12 protein-coding genes are annotated in these 14,692 nt (G+C 68.0%); 8 read left to right on the top strand and 4 right to left on the bottom strand.

The annotated features are described in order from the left end of the window. Positions 1-149 precede the first annotated feature (149 nt). Positions 150-1,478: an IS701 family transposase gene (locus tag ACQEXA_RS18315; protein ID WP_433130567.1), complete on the top strand. Its 1,329-nt coding sequence runs from the start codon at positions 150-152 to the stop codon at positions 1,476-1,478. Between the two features lie 326 nt (positions 1,479-1,804). Further along, a complete protein-coding gene (locus ACQEXA_RS18310; protein ID WP_432933159.1) occupies positions 1,805-2,275 on the top strand; it encodes a DUF5959 family protein in 471 nt (156 codons plus the stop codon). Positions 2,276-2,670: 395 nt separating this feature from the next. On the opposite strand, the gene ACQEXA_RS18305 is transcribed toward ACQEXA_RS18310, so the two are convergent. Beyond that, the gene (locus ACQEXA_RS18305) at positions 2,671-3,225 is read right to left on the bottom strand and encodes an SMI1/KNR4 family protein (protein ID WP_433130565.1); all 555 of its coding nucleotides are present in this window, start codon (positions 3,223-3,225) and stop codon (positions 2,671-2,673) included. A gap of 311 nt (positions 3,226-3,536) precedes the next feature. On the opposite strand from ACQEXA_RS18305, the gene ACQEXA_RS18300 reads away from it, so the two are divergent. Both ACQEXA_RS18300 and ACQEXA_RS18295 read left to right on the top strand, forming a co-directional pair. Continuing rightward, positions 3,537-3,956: a hypothetical protein gene (locus ACQEXA_RS18300; protein ID WP_433130563.1), complete on the top strand. Its 420-nt coding sequence runs from the start codon at positions 3,537-3,539 to the stop codon at positions 3,954-3,956. A 270-nt stretch (positions 3,957-4,226) separates the two neighbouring features. Further along, the gene (locus tag ACQEXA_RS18295) at positions 4,227-4,856 is read left to right on the top strand and encodes an SMI1/KNR4 family protein (protein ID WP_432933165.1); all 630 of its coding nucleotides are present in this window, start codon (positions 4,227-4,229) and stop codon (positions 4,854-4,856) included. A 474-nt stretch (positions 4,857-5,330) separates the two neighbouring features. On the opposite strand, the gene ACQEXA_RS18290 is transcribed toward ACQEXA_RS18295, so the two are convergent. The 3 genes from ACQEXA_RS18290 to ACQEXA_RS18280 form a co-directional block, all read right to left on the bottom strand. Continuing rightward, complete coding sequence (locus tag ACQEXA_RS18290; protein ID WP_432933167.1) at positions 5,331-6,338, bottom strand: IS110 family transposase; 1,008 nt, start codon at positions 6,336-6,338, stop codon at positions 5,331-5,333. A 412-nt stretch (positions 6,339-6,750) separates the two neighbouring features. After that, the gene (locus ACQEXA_RS18285) at positions 6,751-7,653 is read right to left on the bottom strand and encodes an NmrA family NAD(P)-binding protein (protein ID WP_432933169.1); all 903 of its coding nucleotides are present in this window, start codon (positions 7,651-7,653) and stop codon (positions 6,751-6,753) included. A 240-nt stretch (positions 7,654-7,893) separates the two neighbouring features. Beyond that, positions 7,894-9,471, bottom strand: coding sequence for an MFS transporter (locus ACQEXA_RS18280; RefSeq protein WP_432939593.1), 1,578 nt, complete (start codon positions 9,469-9,471; stop codon positions 7,894-7,896). 244 nt (positions 9,472-9,715) lie between these two features. Here ACQEXA_RS18280 and ACQEXA_RS18275 point away from each other — a divergent pair, with 244 nt between their 5' ends. The 4 genes from ACQEXA_RS18275 (at position 9,716) to ACQEXA_RS18260 (ending at position 14,692) form a co-directional block, all read left to right on the top strand. Beyond that, positions 9,716-10,312, top strand: a complete 597-nt coding sequence (locus ACQEXA_RS18275) for a TetR/AcrR family transcriptional regulator (RefSeq protein WP_433130561.1) — start codon at positions 9,716-9,718, stop codon at positions 10,310-10,312. A 270-nt stretch (positions 10,313-10,582) separates the two neighbouring features. Continuing rightward, a complete protein-coding gene (gene rlmN, locus ACQEXA_RS18270) occupies positions 10,583-11,689 on the top strand; it encodes a 23S rRNA (adenine(2503)-C(2))-methyltransferase RlmN (protein ID WP_432933173.1) in 1,107 nt (368 codons plus the stop codon). A 265-nt stretch (positions 11,690-11,954) separates the two neighbouring features. After that, a complete protein-coding gene (locus ACQEXA_RS18265; RefSeq protein ID WP_432939595.1) occupies positions 11,955-13,001 on the top strand; it encodes a thiamine ABC transporter substrate-binding protein in 1,047 nt (348 codons plus the stop codon). Continuing rightward, entirely contained in the window at positions 12,977-14,692 is a 1,716-nt protein-coding gene (locus ACQEXA_RS18260) for an ABC transporter permease (RefSeq protein WP_432933175.1), read from the top strand. Before ACQEXA_RS18265 ends, ACQEXA_RS18260 begins: the two co-directional genes overlap by 25 nt.

Genomic DNA, 14,692 nt, shown 5'->3' with positions numbered 1-14,692 from the left:
GCTATCTACAGCTGCCGTGTCACCGCCGCTGGAACGAGGTCACCGCAGCCACATGATCACGAACTACAGCTGCCGTGACTGCCCCTTCAGTTGGAGATCAGCGGCCCCGCTGTAGTTCCTCGGTCATCGTGTGGGGGTAACTGCCTTGTATGAAGGCGGAGTTACTGGACATTATGCCGGAGATCACCGATCGGGAGCGGGCCGAGGAGTTCTCCGATCAGTTGGAGAACCTGCTGGTGGAGGTTGGCGGGATCTTCCCGCGGGCGGATCTGCGGATGCGGGCCGCGCGGTGCATCCGCGGCCTGCTCTCCCCGGTGTCACGCAAGAATGGCTGGCAGCTTGCCGAGTACGGCGGCGACGCCGAGCCGTGGGGGCAGCAGCATCTGCTGGACCGCTCGGTCTGGGACGTCGATGCGCTGCGGGACTTCACCCGACGCTACGTCATCGATGGCCTGGACGACGGCGGGAGGGGAGCTGGGCCCGGCGGAGCGGGGGTTTTGGTGGTCGACGAGACCGGCTTCGCCAAGAAGGGCCGGGCCTCGGTCGGGGTGGCCAGGCAGTACTCCGGCACGCTCGGCGGGGTCTTCCCGTGCCAGATCGGGGTGATGGCCGCCTGGGCCACCGGACGCGGGCAGGCACTGATCGACCGGGAGATCTACCAGCCCCGGGAATGGACCGAGGACCGGGCCCGCTGCCGCGCCGCACACGTCCCCGACACCGTCGGTTTCGCCACCAAGCCCCGCCTGGCCGAGCAGATGATCGCCCGTACGCTGCCCAACCTTCCCGAGGACCGGGTGTGGGTGGCCGCCGATGAGGTCTATGGACGCGACGGCGCCTTCCGCGTCTTCCTGGAGGAGCACCATCTGCCCTACGCGGTGAACGTGCAGGCCAACCACACGGTGCTGCCCCGTCCCGGCTGGCGGCACGCCGCGAGGCTGGTGGAGCGGCACGCCGCCGAGGACGACTGGGTCACCCTGCCGGCCGGCCCCTGCCAGCTCGACTCCCGCGTCTGGCAGTGGTGGGTACGCCGTATCCCCGACCCTGAGGCGGAGACCGGCGACGGGGCGTGGGCGCGGTGGTTCATCGCCCGGCGACGGCCGCAGACCCCCACCGGGCGCGACTACTACCTGGCCTGGGGCCCGCCCGAGACCACCGTGGAAGAGCTGGTCTGTGTACCCGGGGCCCGCTGGCGAGTGGAGGAAGCGATCAAGCTCGCGAAGTCGGCCGCCGGGATGGCCGATTACGAGGTGCGTTCCTTCCACGGCTGGTACCGGCACATCACCCTGGCCCAGCTGGCCGCGGCCTTCCTGGCTGTCCAGGCCGCGGCCGCCACCCGCGACGAGGAGCCCGCCCCCGGCCCCGACCGCGTCGCGGAGATCCTGCACGCCAGCTTGGACACGCCTCCCGGCCACACAGGGGGACCTCGCCGATCCCACCAGCCCTACCGGCACCGCCGCTATCGCGTTCACGGCGTATGAAATCGCCCGACTGCTGTGGGTGATGGCACCCCAGCCCACCCCGGCCGAGCGGATCCGCCACGGCCTGCACTGGTCCTGGTGGCGACGCTGCCACCAGGCCGTCGCCCGCGCCTGTCACAGGCGGCGCAACCATGCCCGCGAAGCCGAACACCCCACGGCACGGCCGCCACCCACCGGTCCTCAAACTACAGCGGGGCCGCTGATCTCCAACTGAAGGGTCTGAGCTCTTCGGGCAGTCGGAGGCAGCGTGGCTCCCATGAGTACATCGCGCGTCCTCCTGAGAGGATGCACGCTACTCGTAACGCCAGTTCGAGCGGAGGCGCACTGTGGGAGAGCCGGAACCAGTCGACCTGATTCACCTGGCAGACGCAGACGGCGACCGGTGCATCGTTCGCGTCACTGGGCGTTATCAGCCGGGCATTCTGACCGGCCATGACACCCTGCGTGCCGATGTCTTGGTGTTCACCAGCTTCCTCGACGCACGCCTCGAGCTCTACCTCTCGCAGCGGGATCTCTCCGCCTGGGAACACGAGCTTGAAGGGCTGGAGACCAGTGGGAACGCAGGAATCGGCGGCGGCCGGGGTCTGGAGCTTGGCATTCGTCTCAACGAGGATCAGTCCGTATGTGTGACGATCCACGACCCCGACCGAGTCTCCACATTCTTCTGGATCCGGCCACAAGGCGACTGGATCCAGGATCACCGAGTCCAACTGGACCGACTTCGACAGGTCTGGCCAAGCGAGGTCATCGAGACCGCCCCCATGGTCTACGAGTGGAGTCCAGACCGTAAGAACTGAACATCTTCAGGCACGGCCAGGGGGTTCGTCACCAACCGGTGACAGCCCGGCCTCAGAACGCAACGGAAGAGCCGCCCCGGACCGTTCGCGCTGATCAGCAAAGCCACACCACGCAGCAACGAGCGCCACCCGCAGCCGACTACGCCCATCGGAGGAGCGGCCTCGCCCCGTGCCCAGTCATGCCCGCTGCGTGCCCGATCCGGCGGGACGCAGCAGGGACTCACGGGGAACAGCGGTGCCGATCGCGCTCCGACCCAGGTCAGGGAGTTGCCAGGTCAGCCGTCATCCGCATACGGCGTCTTCCAAACTAGTGCTCCAAGCCCCAGGCTGGGGCGCTTGACTGGGTCATCGAGGACCCCGCCGAGGTTGCCGCGAGACCCATCGTGGCAGTGGGCTCAGTGGCCGCCGGTCTCAGGCCAGTACCAAGACTCGTCGTCCTCCAGCGCGAGGTCGCCCGGGATGCCGTGCTCAAGCTTCCCTTCGAGCCACATGCTCAGCCATTCACGGAGCGTCAGGTCGCACTTGTGCCGCTCTCCCTGGTCCCACCACCACATCTGCCCCTCCGGGCGTCGGCAGTCGAGCAGGGACCACATGGCACAGCCGTGGTCACAAAACAACAGCACCCCGTGAGGCGGAGAAGGTGGCGCTTGCTCTTCTGGATACGGATCGGGCTCGTCGCACTGGAGACACATCTCCAGCATGCTTGGCCCCTCGCTTGTGTATCCGTCGCGGAGGCCTTCGATGCCGCCGAAGGGACCGAATCCGCCGTTTGCCACCTCCATGTAGAGGCGGCGGAGCAGTGGCGGGAGTGGGTAACCGATGATGCGCTCTGCCTCCGCAAACGCCTCCGCAGATGCGGGTGCCGGCGTGAGCAGACTGTCGCGCAGGTCCGTTGGGCGCCCGGCCTGAACGCGGGCCTCGACCGCCGCCAGCACCTCGTCATCGGTCACGCTGATGATGATCGCAGATGCCTGTGCGGTGCAGCAGCGAAGTACAGCAACCATGTCGACCGGGGCCAACCGCACATGCCCCCAGTAGCCCGTCTGACCAGCCCGCCAGACCTCAGCGGCCCCGCACCCACGGACCATGGCAGCTCCCGCCCAAAGTCCATGCCGACCTTCGCTGCCAGGCGCACGGACCGTAATCGCGAAGCGCACCCCGGCCCCATTGACACCAGGATTTGAACACGTTCAAGATGATGTTGGCCGCTTCCTTGAGGCGTCGCTACCGGGCATGTGCGAGACGCGAGAGGCAGGGCCATATGGCTGGCAACCAGCATCAGCGGATACGACGTGCATTCATGGGCGCTGCGTTGGGATGTGCGGTGACATTCCTGTTGGCCTCCTGTTCCGACTACCCAGTCGAGGTCAACACCGCTGATCAGCTGACGGGCGTGTGGTCGGACTGGACCGGGGCGACAGTTGAGTTCAAGGACGACGGCACCTTCACGGCCAAAGGCTTGGACAAGGTCTCGGACGTCGTCGACTCTGGGTGCTCCGGGTTCACCGAACGGCTACATGGATCCTGGTCTCCCACGTATGGCACGGTCACCTTCGACGGCGTGGACTGCAAGGACATGAAATTGGCCTTCTACGGCTCCCCGGATTCCTTCGTCGCCTGCTTCACTCGGGACATGACTTCCGGGGGGTGCGCGAACGAATTCAACCGGAAGGAAGGCTGATCCGAGTGGTCCTGGCCGCGCACCGACTACGTGATCGCCACGCCTCGGAAGAAGCGCAAGATTCGCAAGAAGCGCTAGCTCCAGCTGACATCCACGGGTGACATCAACAGCGCCGGACGCGGGCGCCCATGCACGGCCTGGCGCGTCCGCCCCAACCATGCGCTGACGCCGCCGGGCTGGGCTTGGACCGAACTCCTAAAGCGGATGTCAGCCCACCTGGATGACAGTGACCGTGCGAGGCCTGCCGCCACCTGCCTCTAATCTGCTGCTGTGAGCGACATACGCCAAAACGGTGAGCAGTCCTACGCGTGGCGGGAGTTGCTACAGCGCTGGAGTGATGAGTGGCTCGATTCGGTGTTGCACGAGCAGGAACGGGCCGAGCCGTTTTCCGAGAATGTGCGCCGGGCCCGTTGGCTGGGTCGGGCGGGTGCCAGCGTCGAGGACGTCGGCGCGCTGGAGGACCGTCTGGGCACCGTACTGCCGGCGAGTTACCGGCAGTTCTTGCTGACGAGCGATGGCTGGCTCAACACGACCTCCGACATCGAGCGGATCCTGTCGGCCCATGAAGTCGGATGGACCCGGGACCTTGACCCCGACCTCGTGACGGTCTGGATCGAGGCGTACGGGGCTGCTGGCGCACGGGTAGCTGACGAGGAGTACTTCATTTACGGCGAGGCCCAGGACCCCGTCTCGATACGCCCCGAGTACGTGCCGCATACCCTGAAGATCAGCCACACGCCAGAGGCCACCGAGGTCTACCTCCTCAACCCGTGCGTGGTCACGGCAGAAGGCGAGTGGGAAGCCTGGTTCGTTGCCCATTGGCTGCCCGGCGCAGTCCGATACCAGTCCTTCTGGGACCTGATGAACGACGAGTATCGGCGTTTCCGAGGCGACTGGTGACGCCCATGGTGCTGCAAGGCAGGTAGGCCAGGGCGCTCGTCGAATGCGTGTCGACGTTCCCAGCGGCACCATGCCAACCACACTCTTTGCCCACCCATGAGGGCCGGGCTTGTCAAGCGTAGAAGTGCCCCCGACCTGCGGCTTTTTGTTGTTCGCCGAGGTGCTTTCCTTTGTGGGTCTTCCTCGTGCTCGTCTGGCAGGGCTGCCGTGCAGGGCCCTGGACCGGGAGCGAGGAAGCGTCACCAATGTTCAGGGGTTTGGTCGTTGACGTCCCCGATGCGCTGATGGCCTTGGCGGAGTGAGCTCACATCCACCCATTCGGCGTCTGGCCGGGCGGGCCGGCGCCATGACCGTAGTTCGGGGGATCCGGGCTGCTCAGTCAGGTCATCGAGCACGGGCGACAGCCCGTCTCATGGGCAAATGCGAGCTCACCCGGGGTCTGCGACCGCCCCTGGCGGTTGTCGTCGGCTGGTGTCATCGAGTCCTCTGCCGGTCGGGTGGGGCCTGGACTGCGCGCAGCAGATGGTAGGCGCGGGCCAACAGGCGGCGGGCGATCGCGGTAGTGGCGATCTTCTTGCCCCGGCGCCGGGCGAGGCGCTGGTAGGAGGCGGCGAACTCCGGAGACCGCTTGGCGGTCTGGGCGGCTTCACACAAGATCCACCGCAGCCAGTCCGAACCCTGTTTGGAGATGTGGCCGTGCCGGACAGTCATGTCCGAGCCGCGGACCGTCGGGGTGAGCCCCGCCCACGCGGTGAGCTTGCGGGCGGAGGGGAAACGGCTGATGTCACCGATCTCGGCAACGATGATCAGGGCGGTGAGCGTACCCACCCCCGGCAGCTGGGTGAGGGATTTGACCCGCGGATCACCACGGGCGTGCGCGACCAGCTGCTGGTCCAGGGCGTCGATCGGCTCTTTGAGCGCGTCCATCAGGACCAGAAGATCGTCGACCACGCGGTGCGAGGCGTCCGGCAGGTCCAAGCCGTCGAGCCAGACCCGTCCCGGAGCGGTGAAGTAGCCGCCCGGCCGGTCGCAGCCGTAGTCCGCCAGGACGGCATGGACACGGTTGCGTAGCAGCGTGCGCAGACGCACCAGCTGGCAGCGGTGACGCAGCAGAGCCCGTTGCTGGCGCACATCCAGCGGGGCGATCCACGCCTCCGGCAGCAGATCCGCACGGAGCAGTTGGGCAAGGGTCGCCGCGTCGACCTTGTCGTTCTTCAGCCGCGCGGAGGCGATGGCCTTGCACCGCAGCGGGTGCACCAGGTGCGGCTCGAAGCCGTAGTCCTCCAGCAGTTCCACCAGCCAGCCCCAGCCGTAAGCGGCCTCGAAGGCCACCGGGGCTCCGATCGGAAGATCACCGATCACCGAGAGCACCGTCTCGACCCCGTTGGGCACGTTCCGATTCACCTGCACCGCGCCATCGTGATCAACGACCGCGATCTGTGAGCGCTTGCGGTGCACGTCGATGCCGACGTAGACCGACATTGAGGGCCTCCTTCCCGAGCACGTATGGGACCCGGAACCAGAATCCACCGGGCTGTGCAGGGAAGGGGGCCCGGCCCTCATAGAGTCAGGTCAGGGGCCGATTACCCGTCGAGGAACTCAGCGCCTTCTAAACGCTCGGTCGCTCGAAACGTGCCACAGTCGTGCCACATCGTGCGGTCAATCACGGTCAACGGCGGTTCGCCACAGTGGAGATGTGTGAGTGACCTGGGCTGCTGTTAGAGCTCGTATGACCTGGGCGCCAGGGCCACCGTACCCCCGCCCTTACAAGGCGGCGGTCACGAGCGTCCCAGAAACCCGTCGGCTGATCGGCCATGTCGTCGCCCCGCCACAGTAGCAACGATCACCATCTGAACTGGAGACGACATGGCCGAGAGGGCTGGGTCGGGGCGGTTCAGCCCAGGTAGAAGTCCTTTCGGGCGGTTACAAACGCCTCGATGGACTGGGCGGGGATGCCGGTCACGCGCTCGACGCCGTCGGCGGTGCGGTTGTAACGGTCGTTCCGGTGCAGCTGGGCCATGGTGGCGACGTGCTGTTCGAGGTGCTGGGGCATCCCCAGCTTCGGGAGGTGGGCCTCCCACCGCTTCGGGGGCATGTCCACATAGGACACCGGCCTGCCCAGCGCCCGAGAGAATTCCGCGGCCAGCTCCGTCATGTCGACCGAGCGCGGCCCGGTCAGCTCGTAGACCTGCCCGCTGTGGGGAGCCGGGTCGCGGAGCACGGTGGCGATGACGCGGGCGACGTCGTCCACGGCGACCGGCGAGGTGCGTCCGGTGCCGAACGGAACCGCGATCGTGCCGTTCTCCTGAATCGACCGCGCCGCCATCGTGGTGAACAGCGGAGTGTCCAGGAACGCCGTCGGCCGGACGTGCACCACCGGCAGACCCGACCAGTCGAACACCTGCTCCGCCAGCCAGTGCAGCCGCTGCTGGTGCGACTCCTCCGTGCTGGTGGCGGTCATCTGCGACACCGTCATCTGCGACAGGTCGACCAGGGCCTCCAGCTTCCCGTACTCCTTCGCAACGGAAGCCACCACGGTCGCCGCCAGCAGATGGTCCGGCGACACGCGCATCCCGAAGTACATCCGCGCCACGCCCTGCAGCGCGGCCGCTACCGTCTCAGGCCGGGTCAGGTCACCGATGACGACCTCTGCGCCCAGTGCCCGCAGCTCAGAGGCCCGCTCGTCATCGCGGCGGACCATGAAACGCACCGGCACATCCTGAGCACGCAAGTGCTCGAAGACCGTGCGGCCCACGCCGCCGGCACCGGGGATAAGAACAAGGTTGTTGGCAACCATCGGGCGATCTCCTTCGAAATTAATGGAAAATATCTGATTTGAGCTGTGATCAGAGCGTCAGCGGAACCGTCAGCAAGGCGTTGGCCCCGCGATGTCACCGCGGGTCCGTGTGGCGATTTCACACGTCGTGACGGCCTCTTCGAGCAGCCGCAGTACGGTCTCGAAGACGGCGGATTCGGCGACGACACTGCGGGGACGTCTCCGGTGTCTCGCGGGGATGGTTCGTGATCACCGTCGGGCTCAGAGAGTCTGGCGTTGGGACTTAGCACCGCTGGCGGCCGCGGCGGCGGCCTTGCCCGGCAGGAAGACCAGCACGACGACCGCGCCGACCAGAGCGACGGCCGCGGACCCCACCGCGGTGATGTGCATGGCGTGGATGAAGGCGTCGTGCGCGGGCTGCACCAGGGCCCTGCCGGCCGGTCCCAGCTTCTCGGCGACGGTCAGGGTCGCCTGGACGGATTCACCTGCGGCGTGCCGGTCGGAGGCAGGCAGTACGTCCAGGTGGCCATCGATGCCGCTGCGGTAGGTGGTGGACAGCAGCGACCCCAGCACGGCGACGCCCATGGCCCCGCCGACCTGCCGGAAGGTGTTGTTGACCGCGGATCCGGAGCCGGCCTTCTCCCGCGGCAGCGACGACATGATCATGACGGTGGCGGGCGGCATCACATGGGCCATCCCCGTGCCCATCAGGAAGAACAGCACCTCCAGCACCCAGATGGGGGTGTCCTGGCCGAGCAGCAGGAAGCCGGCGAAGGCCACGGCGGTCAGGACGAGGCCGGCGGCGCACACGGCCCGGGCGCCGAAGCGGTTCACGACCAGCCGGGCCCGCGGGGCGAAGAACATCTGGGAGGCGGCCAGCGGCAGCACGAGCAGACCGGACTGCAGGACGCTATAACCGCGCACGCTCTGGTTGTAGAAGACGCTGAAGAACGTGACGCCCATGAGGGCGAAGAAGACCAGGCCGATGGCGGCGACGGAGGCGGAGAACCGCCGGTTGCGGAAGTAGGTGACGTCGAGGGCCGGATGGTCGCTGCGGGCCTCGTACACCACGAAACCGGCAAGGACCGCCAGGCCGCCCAGGATCGTCGCCCACGCCTCGGGCCGGGTGAAGTCGCCCAGCTGGCCGCCCTTGATGATGCCGTAGACCAGCACCGCCAGACCGACGATCGACAGCAGTACGCCGATGGGGTCGAGCCTGCCGGGCCTGGGGTCCTTGGAGTCGGGGACGATCGCCACCATCGCGACCATCGCAGCTACCACGATCGGCACATTGACCAGGAAGACCGAGCCCCACCAGAAGTGCTGCAGCAGGATGCCGCCGGTGATGGGACCGGCGGCGATGGCGAAACCGACCACACCGGTCCAGATGCCGATGGCCTTGGGCTGCTCCTCGGGCTCGAAGACGTTCATGATGATCGCGAGGGTGGCGGGCAGGATGAAGGCCCCGCCGAAGCCCATCACGGCGCGGAAGGTGATGAGCTGCCCGGAGGAGTCCGACAGCGCGGACAGCACGGATCCCGCACCGAACACGGCCATGCCGAAGAGCAGCACCTTCTTGCGGCCGAGCCGGTCACCCAGCAGACCCGCGGTGAAGAGCAATCCGGCGAAGACCAGCGTGTAGGAGTTGACCGCCCACTCCAGCTGGCTCTGGGTGGAGCCGAGTCCGGTGGGAGCAGGCTGGGCGATGGTCTTCATCGCCACGTTGAGGATCGAATTGTCCAGCATCACCACCAGGAGGCTGAACGCGAGCACGGTCAGGATGGCCCAGCGCCGACGGTGGACCACCTCGGAAACCCTTCGCCGCTGGGCGGGCGGCACGGGTGGCGTGGACGGCGCGGGCGTCGAGGACTCGGCGGGAGTGGGTGGTGATGCCACGGGGGTCTCCAGTGCTGTCGATGGTTCTGCGATTGCCGGGCGGAGGTCGTCGGCCTCGGACGGCGGGAGGCAGCGCAAGGCCCTGCCTGACCTGCGGGTGGCCTCGCCGACAAAATAGATGTCGCAATCAGACTAAACGCGGGCTAGAATAGATTGCAAGCAACAGTTATTTGAGGAGAGTGATCCCGTGGGCCGCGTGTCCAAGGCGCAAGCGCAGGAGAACCGGCAGTACGTCGTGGCCACTGCCTCCCGGCTGTTCCGTGAGAAGGGCACCGCGGTCAGCATCGCCGACCTGATGAAGGCCTCCGGGCTCACGCACGGCGCGTTCTACAAGCAGTTCGCCTCCAAGGAGGACCTGGTCGACAAGGCCATCGCCCACGCCTTCGAGGATCCGGCGGCACACGCGCCGGCTGGGCTAGAGGAGCCCGCCGGGGACCACGAGGTCGCCCGCCGGACGCTGATCGAGCAATATCTCTCGGTCTGGCACCGCGATCACGCCGGGGACGGCTGCCCTGTCTCCGGATTCGCCGCCGACCTGGGGCGCGAACCCGACCAGGCCGCCCGCTCCCAGGACGTCTACATCAACGGGGTACGGAACCGGGCCGCCCAGCTGGCCACTGGCGACGACGACGGCATGGTCCAGCTCTGCACCATGGTCGGTGCCCTCGTCCTTGCCCGCGCCACCCGGGGCAATCCGATCTCCGAAGAACTGCTGCAGGCCGCGCGCACGGCTCTCACCAAGAGCGGCACTGGACAGTCCGAACCGCAGCAACGCACGGACTGACTGGCGGTCGGCTGACGGTGTCGGCCGCCGCCCGGACTCGCAAGTCGGCTTCAGGCCGGACCCGGGTAGGAGACCCGCCTTGACCACCTCGGCGTGGAGGTCGAGTCCACGGAGCAGGTCAACGCAGCCACTGACGGGGTAGTGATCGTTCCTGGGCCGTCTCTGGGCCGTCCGACGCCACTCAGTGACGACTCGTGACGACTACTAACGACAGCCGTAGCAAGCGAGAGCTGCAGGTCACCCGATTGGATCTGCGACACTGATAAAGCCATGCCTAAGCCCGGAGAACTCACTTTCGTCGCGCCGCGCGGAGCCAAGACGCCGCCGCGGCACCTTGCCGATCTCACGCCCGCCGAGCGCAAGGAGGCGGTCGCCGCGATCGGTGAGAAGCCGTTCCGTGCCAAGCAGCTCTCACAGCACTACTTCACCCGGTATGCGCACGACCCGGAGCAGTGGACCGACATCCCCGCCTCCTCCCGCGCCCGGCTCCAGGAGGCGCTGCTCCCGGAGCTGATGACGGTCGTACGGCATCTGTCGACCGACGAGGACACGACCCGCAAGACGCTGTGGCGGCTGTTCGACGGGACCCTCGTCGAGTCCGTGCTCATGCGGTATCCCGACCGGGTCACCATGTGCATCAGCTCCCAGGCGGGCTGCGGCATGAACTGCCCCTTCTGCGCCACCGGCCAGGCGGGCCTCGACCGCAACCTGTCCACCGCCGAGATCGTGCACCAGATCGTCGACGGTATGCGGGCGCTGCGCGACGGCGAGATCCCCGGCGGCCCGACACGGCTGTCGAACATCGTCTTCATGGGCATGGGCGAGCCCCTCGCCAACTACAAGCGTGTCATGACGGCCATCCGCGCCCTCACGGACCCCGCTCCGGACGGGCTCGGGCTCTCTCAGCGCGGCATCACCGTGTCGACCGTCGGACTCGTGCCGGCCATCCACCGCTTCGCCGACGAGGGCTTCAAGTGCCGCCTTGCCGTCTCGCTGCACGCGCCGGACGACGAGCTGCGCGACACCCTCGTCCCCGTCAACACCCGGTGGAAGGTCCGTGAGGTCCTCGACGCCGGTTTCGAGTACGTCGAGAAGTCGGGGCGCCGGCTCTCCATCGAGTACGCCCTCATCCGGGACATCAACGACCAGGCGTGGCGCGGTGATCTGCTGGGCCGGCTGCTCAAGGGCAAGCCCGTGCACGTGAACCTGATCCCACTCAACCCGACCCCCGGCTCCAAGTGGACCGCGTCGCGGCCCGAGGACGAGAAGGCGTTCGTCGAGGCGATCGCCGCCCACGGAGTGCCGGTGACGATCCGGGACACCCGTGGCCAGGAGATCGACGGGGCGTGCGGGCAGCTGGCGGCCAGCGAACGTTAGGGCTGTAGTCTGAGCCCGGTCATTACATCTTCATATTCCGACAGGGGAGCGCCACAGCGCTGAGAGTGCGGGAGAGCCCGCAGACCCTCTGAACCTCGCCCAGGTCATTCTGGGTAGGGAGTTCGGTCTTCACTCGAGCTGTTGCGCCCTGCCCGGGAACCCTTCGAGGCTCCCGGGCAGGGCCGCGTCTCTTCCTGGTCACCCCAGGAGGAATTCAGTGAGCATCACCGGCAAGCGGTTCGCGGCCGTGGTCGTCGGGCTGGGCATGGTCACGCTGTCCGCGTGCGGATCGTCCGGCTCGGCGAACGGGAGCGGCGGCGACTCCAAGACCGTGACCCTCGTCAGCCATGACTCGTGGGCCGCCTCGAAGAGCGTCGTCTCGGCCTTCGAGAAGGAGTCCGGATACACCGTCAAGGTCCTCAAGGACGGCGACGCCGGCCAGGCCGTCAACAAGGCGATCCTGACCAAGGACAACCCGCAGGGCGACGTCTTCTTCGGCGTCGACAACACGCTGCTGTCCCGGGCCGTCGACAACGGGCTGTTCCAGCCCTACGAGGCCAAGGGTCTCGACCAGGTCGGCGCGCAGTACCAGCTCGACAAGGGCGAGCACCGGGTCACGCCGATCGACTACGGCGACATCTGCGTCAACTACGACAAGAAGTACTTCGCCGACCACCGGCTCTCGCCGCCGGCCACCTTCGACGACCTCACCAAGCCCGCGTACAAGAACCTGCTCGTCACCGAGAACGCCGCCACGTCCTCGCCGGGGCTCGGCTTCCTGCTCGGCACCGCCGCGAAATACGGCGATGGGGACACCGCCGGCTGGCAGGGCTACTGGAAGAAGCTCAAGGACAACGGAGTGAAGGTGGTCGACGGCTGGGAGCAGGCGTACGACCAGGAGTTCTCCGGTTCCGCCGGAGGCCGCAAGGCGGGCGGCGACCGGCCGCTCGTCGTCTCGTACGCATCGTCGCCGCCCGCCGAGGTCGTCTACGCCCAGCCGCGGCCCAAGACCGCGCCGACCGGTGTCGCGACGGGCACCTGCTTCCGTCAGATCGAGTTCGCGGGCCTGCTGAGCAACGCGCACAACACCAAGGGCGCGAAGGCGTTCATCGACTTCCTGATCAGCAGGCGGTTCCAGGAGGACATGCCGCTCAACATGTTCGTCTACCCGGTGGTCCAGGGCGCGAAGGTGCCCGCCGAGTTCACCGAGTACGGCCCCGCGGCCAAGAGCGCCGAGACCATGGCCCCGGGCAGGATCGCCGCCAACCGCGACCAGTGGGTCAAGTCGTGGACCTCGCTCATACTGAAGTAGCCCGGGAGGCTGACGCGGAAGCAGGCGCGTCGGCCGCAGGGGCTCGGCGGAGGCGCGGGAGGCGGGGGAGCGTGGCGCGGCTCGGGCTGATGGCCCTGCCCGTCGCGTTCTTCGCGGTCTTCTTCGCCTACCCCGTCGCCGCGATCGTCGCCCGCGGTCTGCGCGTCGACGGGGTGTGGCAGCTGGGACGCCTCGTGGACGTGCTCGCCCAGCCCGACATCCGGCACGTCCTGTGGTTCACGACCTGGCAGGCGCTCGCCTCCACCGCCCTCACGCTGCTGGTCGCGCTCCCCGGCGCATATGTCTTCGCGCGCTACGACTTCCCGGGCAAGCAGGTGCTGCGCGCGGTCGTCACCGTCCCGTTCGTGCTGCCGACCGTCGTCGTCGGTACGGCCTTCCTGGCGCTCGTCGGCCGCGGCGGTCTGCTCGACGATCTGTGGGGGCTGCGGTTCGACACGACCGTGTGGGCCATCCTGCTCGCCCACGTCTTCTTCAACTACGCGGTGGTGGTCCGGACCGTCGGCGCGCTGTGGGCACAGCTGGACCCGCGGCAGGAGGAGGCGGCGCGCATGCTCGGCGCCTCCCGTCTCGCGGCGTGGCGAAAGGTGACACTGCCCGCGCTGGGCCCGGCCGTCGCGGCCGCCGCACTGATGGTGTTCCTGTTCACCTTCACCTCGTTCGGCGTGGTGCAGATCCTCGGCGGCCCCACGTTCTCCACGCTGGAGGTCGAGATCTACCGGCAGACCTCGGAGATCTTCGATCTGTCGACGGCCGCCGTGCTGACGCTCGTCCAGTTCCTGGCGGTGGGGGCGATCCTCGTCCTGCATGCCTGGACCGTGCGCCGCCGGGAGAGCGCGCTGCGCCTGGTCGACGCGTCCGGCACGGCGCGCAGACCGCGCGGGGCAGGGGAGTGGGCGCTGCTCGGCTCGGTCCTCGCCACGGTCGCCGTCCTGCTCGTGCTGCCGCTCGCCGTCCTCGTCGGGCGGTCCCTGGACGCGCCGGGGTTCGCGTACTACGAGGCGCTGACCCACGACGACGGCGGCACCTTCCTGGTGGCGCCGATCCACGCGATCGGCACCTCGCTCCAGTACGCCGTCGCGGCCACCGGCATCGCCGTGCTGATCGGCTCACTCGCCGCCGCGGCCCTCGCCCGCAGGGACGCCGGCCGGCTCGTACGGGGATTCGACGCGCTGCTGATGCTGCCGCTCGGCGTGTCCGCCGTGACCGTCGGCTTCGGTTTCCTGATAGCCCTGGACAAGCCACCGCTGGACCTGCGCGGTTCCTGGATCCTCGTGCCGCTCGCCCAGGCGCTGGTGGGTGCCCCCTTCGTCGTGCGGACCATGCTGCCGGTGCTGCGGGCCGTGGACGCACGGCTGCGAGAGGCGGCCGCCGTGCTCGGGGCGTCGCCGTGGCGGGTGTGGCGGGAGGTCGACCTGCCGATCGTGCGGCGCGCACTGCTGGTCGCGGCCGGGTTCGCGTTCGCCGTGTCGCTGGGCGAGTTCGGGGCGACGGTGTTCATCGCCCGGCCGGACAACCCGACGCTGCCGGTCGCGGTGGCGCGGCTGCTAGGACGGCCCGGCGACCTCAACTACGGCCAGGCAATGGCTCTTTCGACGATTCTGATGGTGGTGTGCGCGGTGGCGCTGCTGGTCCTGGAGAGGCTGCGGACCGATCGGACGGGGGAGTTCTGA

The organism is Streptomyces sp. CA-106110 (assembly GCF_050936285.1).
Classification (GTDB): Bacteria; Actinomycetota; Actinomycetes; order Streptomycetales; family Streptomycetaceae; genus Streptomyces.
The sequence above is the reverse complement of the archived record's forward strand: the minus strand, read 5'-3'. Positions and strand labels throughout refer to the sequence as shown.

Excerpts from the sequence above, each read along its gene's own strand:
- ACQEXA_RS18315 (WP_433130567.1), top strand. The coding sequence starts at position 150 with ATGAAGGCGGAGTTACTGGACATTATGCCGGAGATCACCGATCGGGAG.
- ACQEXA_RS18300 (WP_433130563.1), top strand. The coding sequence starts at position 3,537 with ATGGCTGGCAACCAGCATCAGCGGATACGACGTGCATTCATGGGCGCT.
- ACQEXA_RS18290 (WP_432933167.1), bottom strand. The coding sequence starts at position 6,338 with ATGTCGGTCTACGTCGGCATCGACGTGCACCGCAAGCGCTCACAGATC.
- ACQEXA_RS18285 (WP_432933169.1), bottom strand. The coding sequence starts at position 7,653 with ATGGTTGCCAACAACCTTGTTCTTATCCCCGGTGCCGGCGGCGTGGGC.
- rlmN (WP_432933173.1), top strand. The coding sequence starts at position 10,583 with ATGCCTAAGCCCGGAGAACTCACTTTCGTCGCGCCGCGCGGAGCCAAG.
- ACQEXA_RS18265 (WP_432939595.1), top strand. The coding sequence starts at position 11,955 with ATGGTCACGCTGTCCGCGTGCGGATCGTCCGGCTCGGCGAACGGGAGC.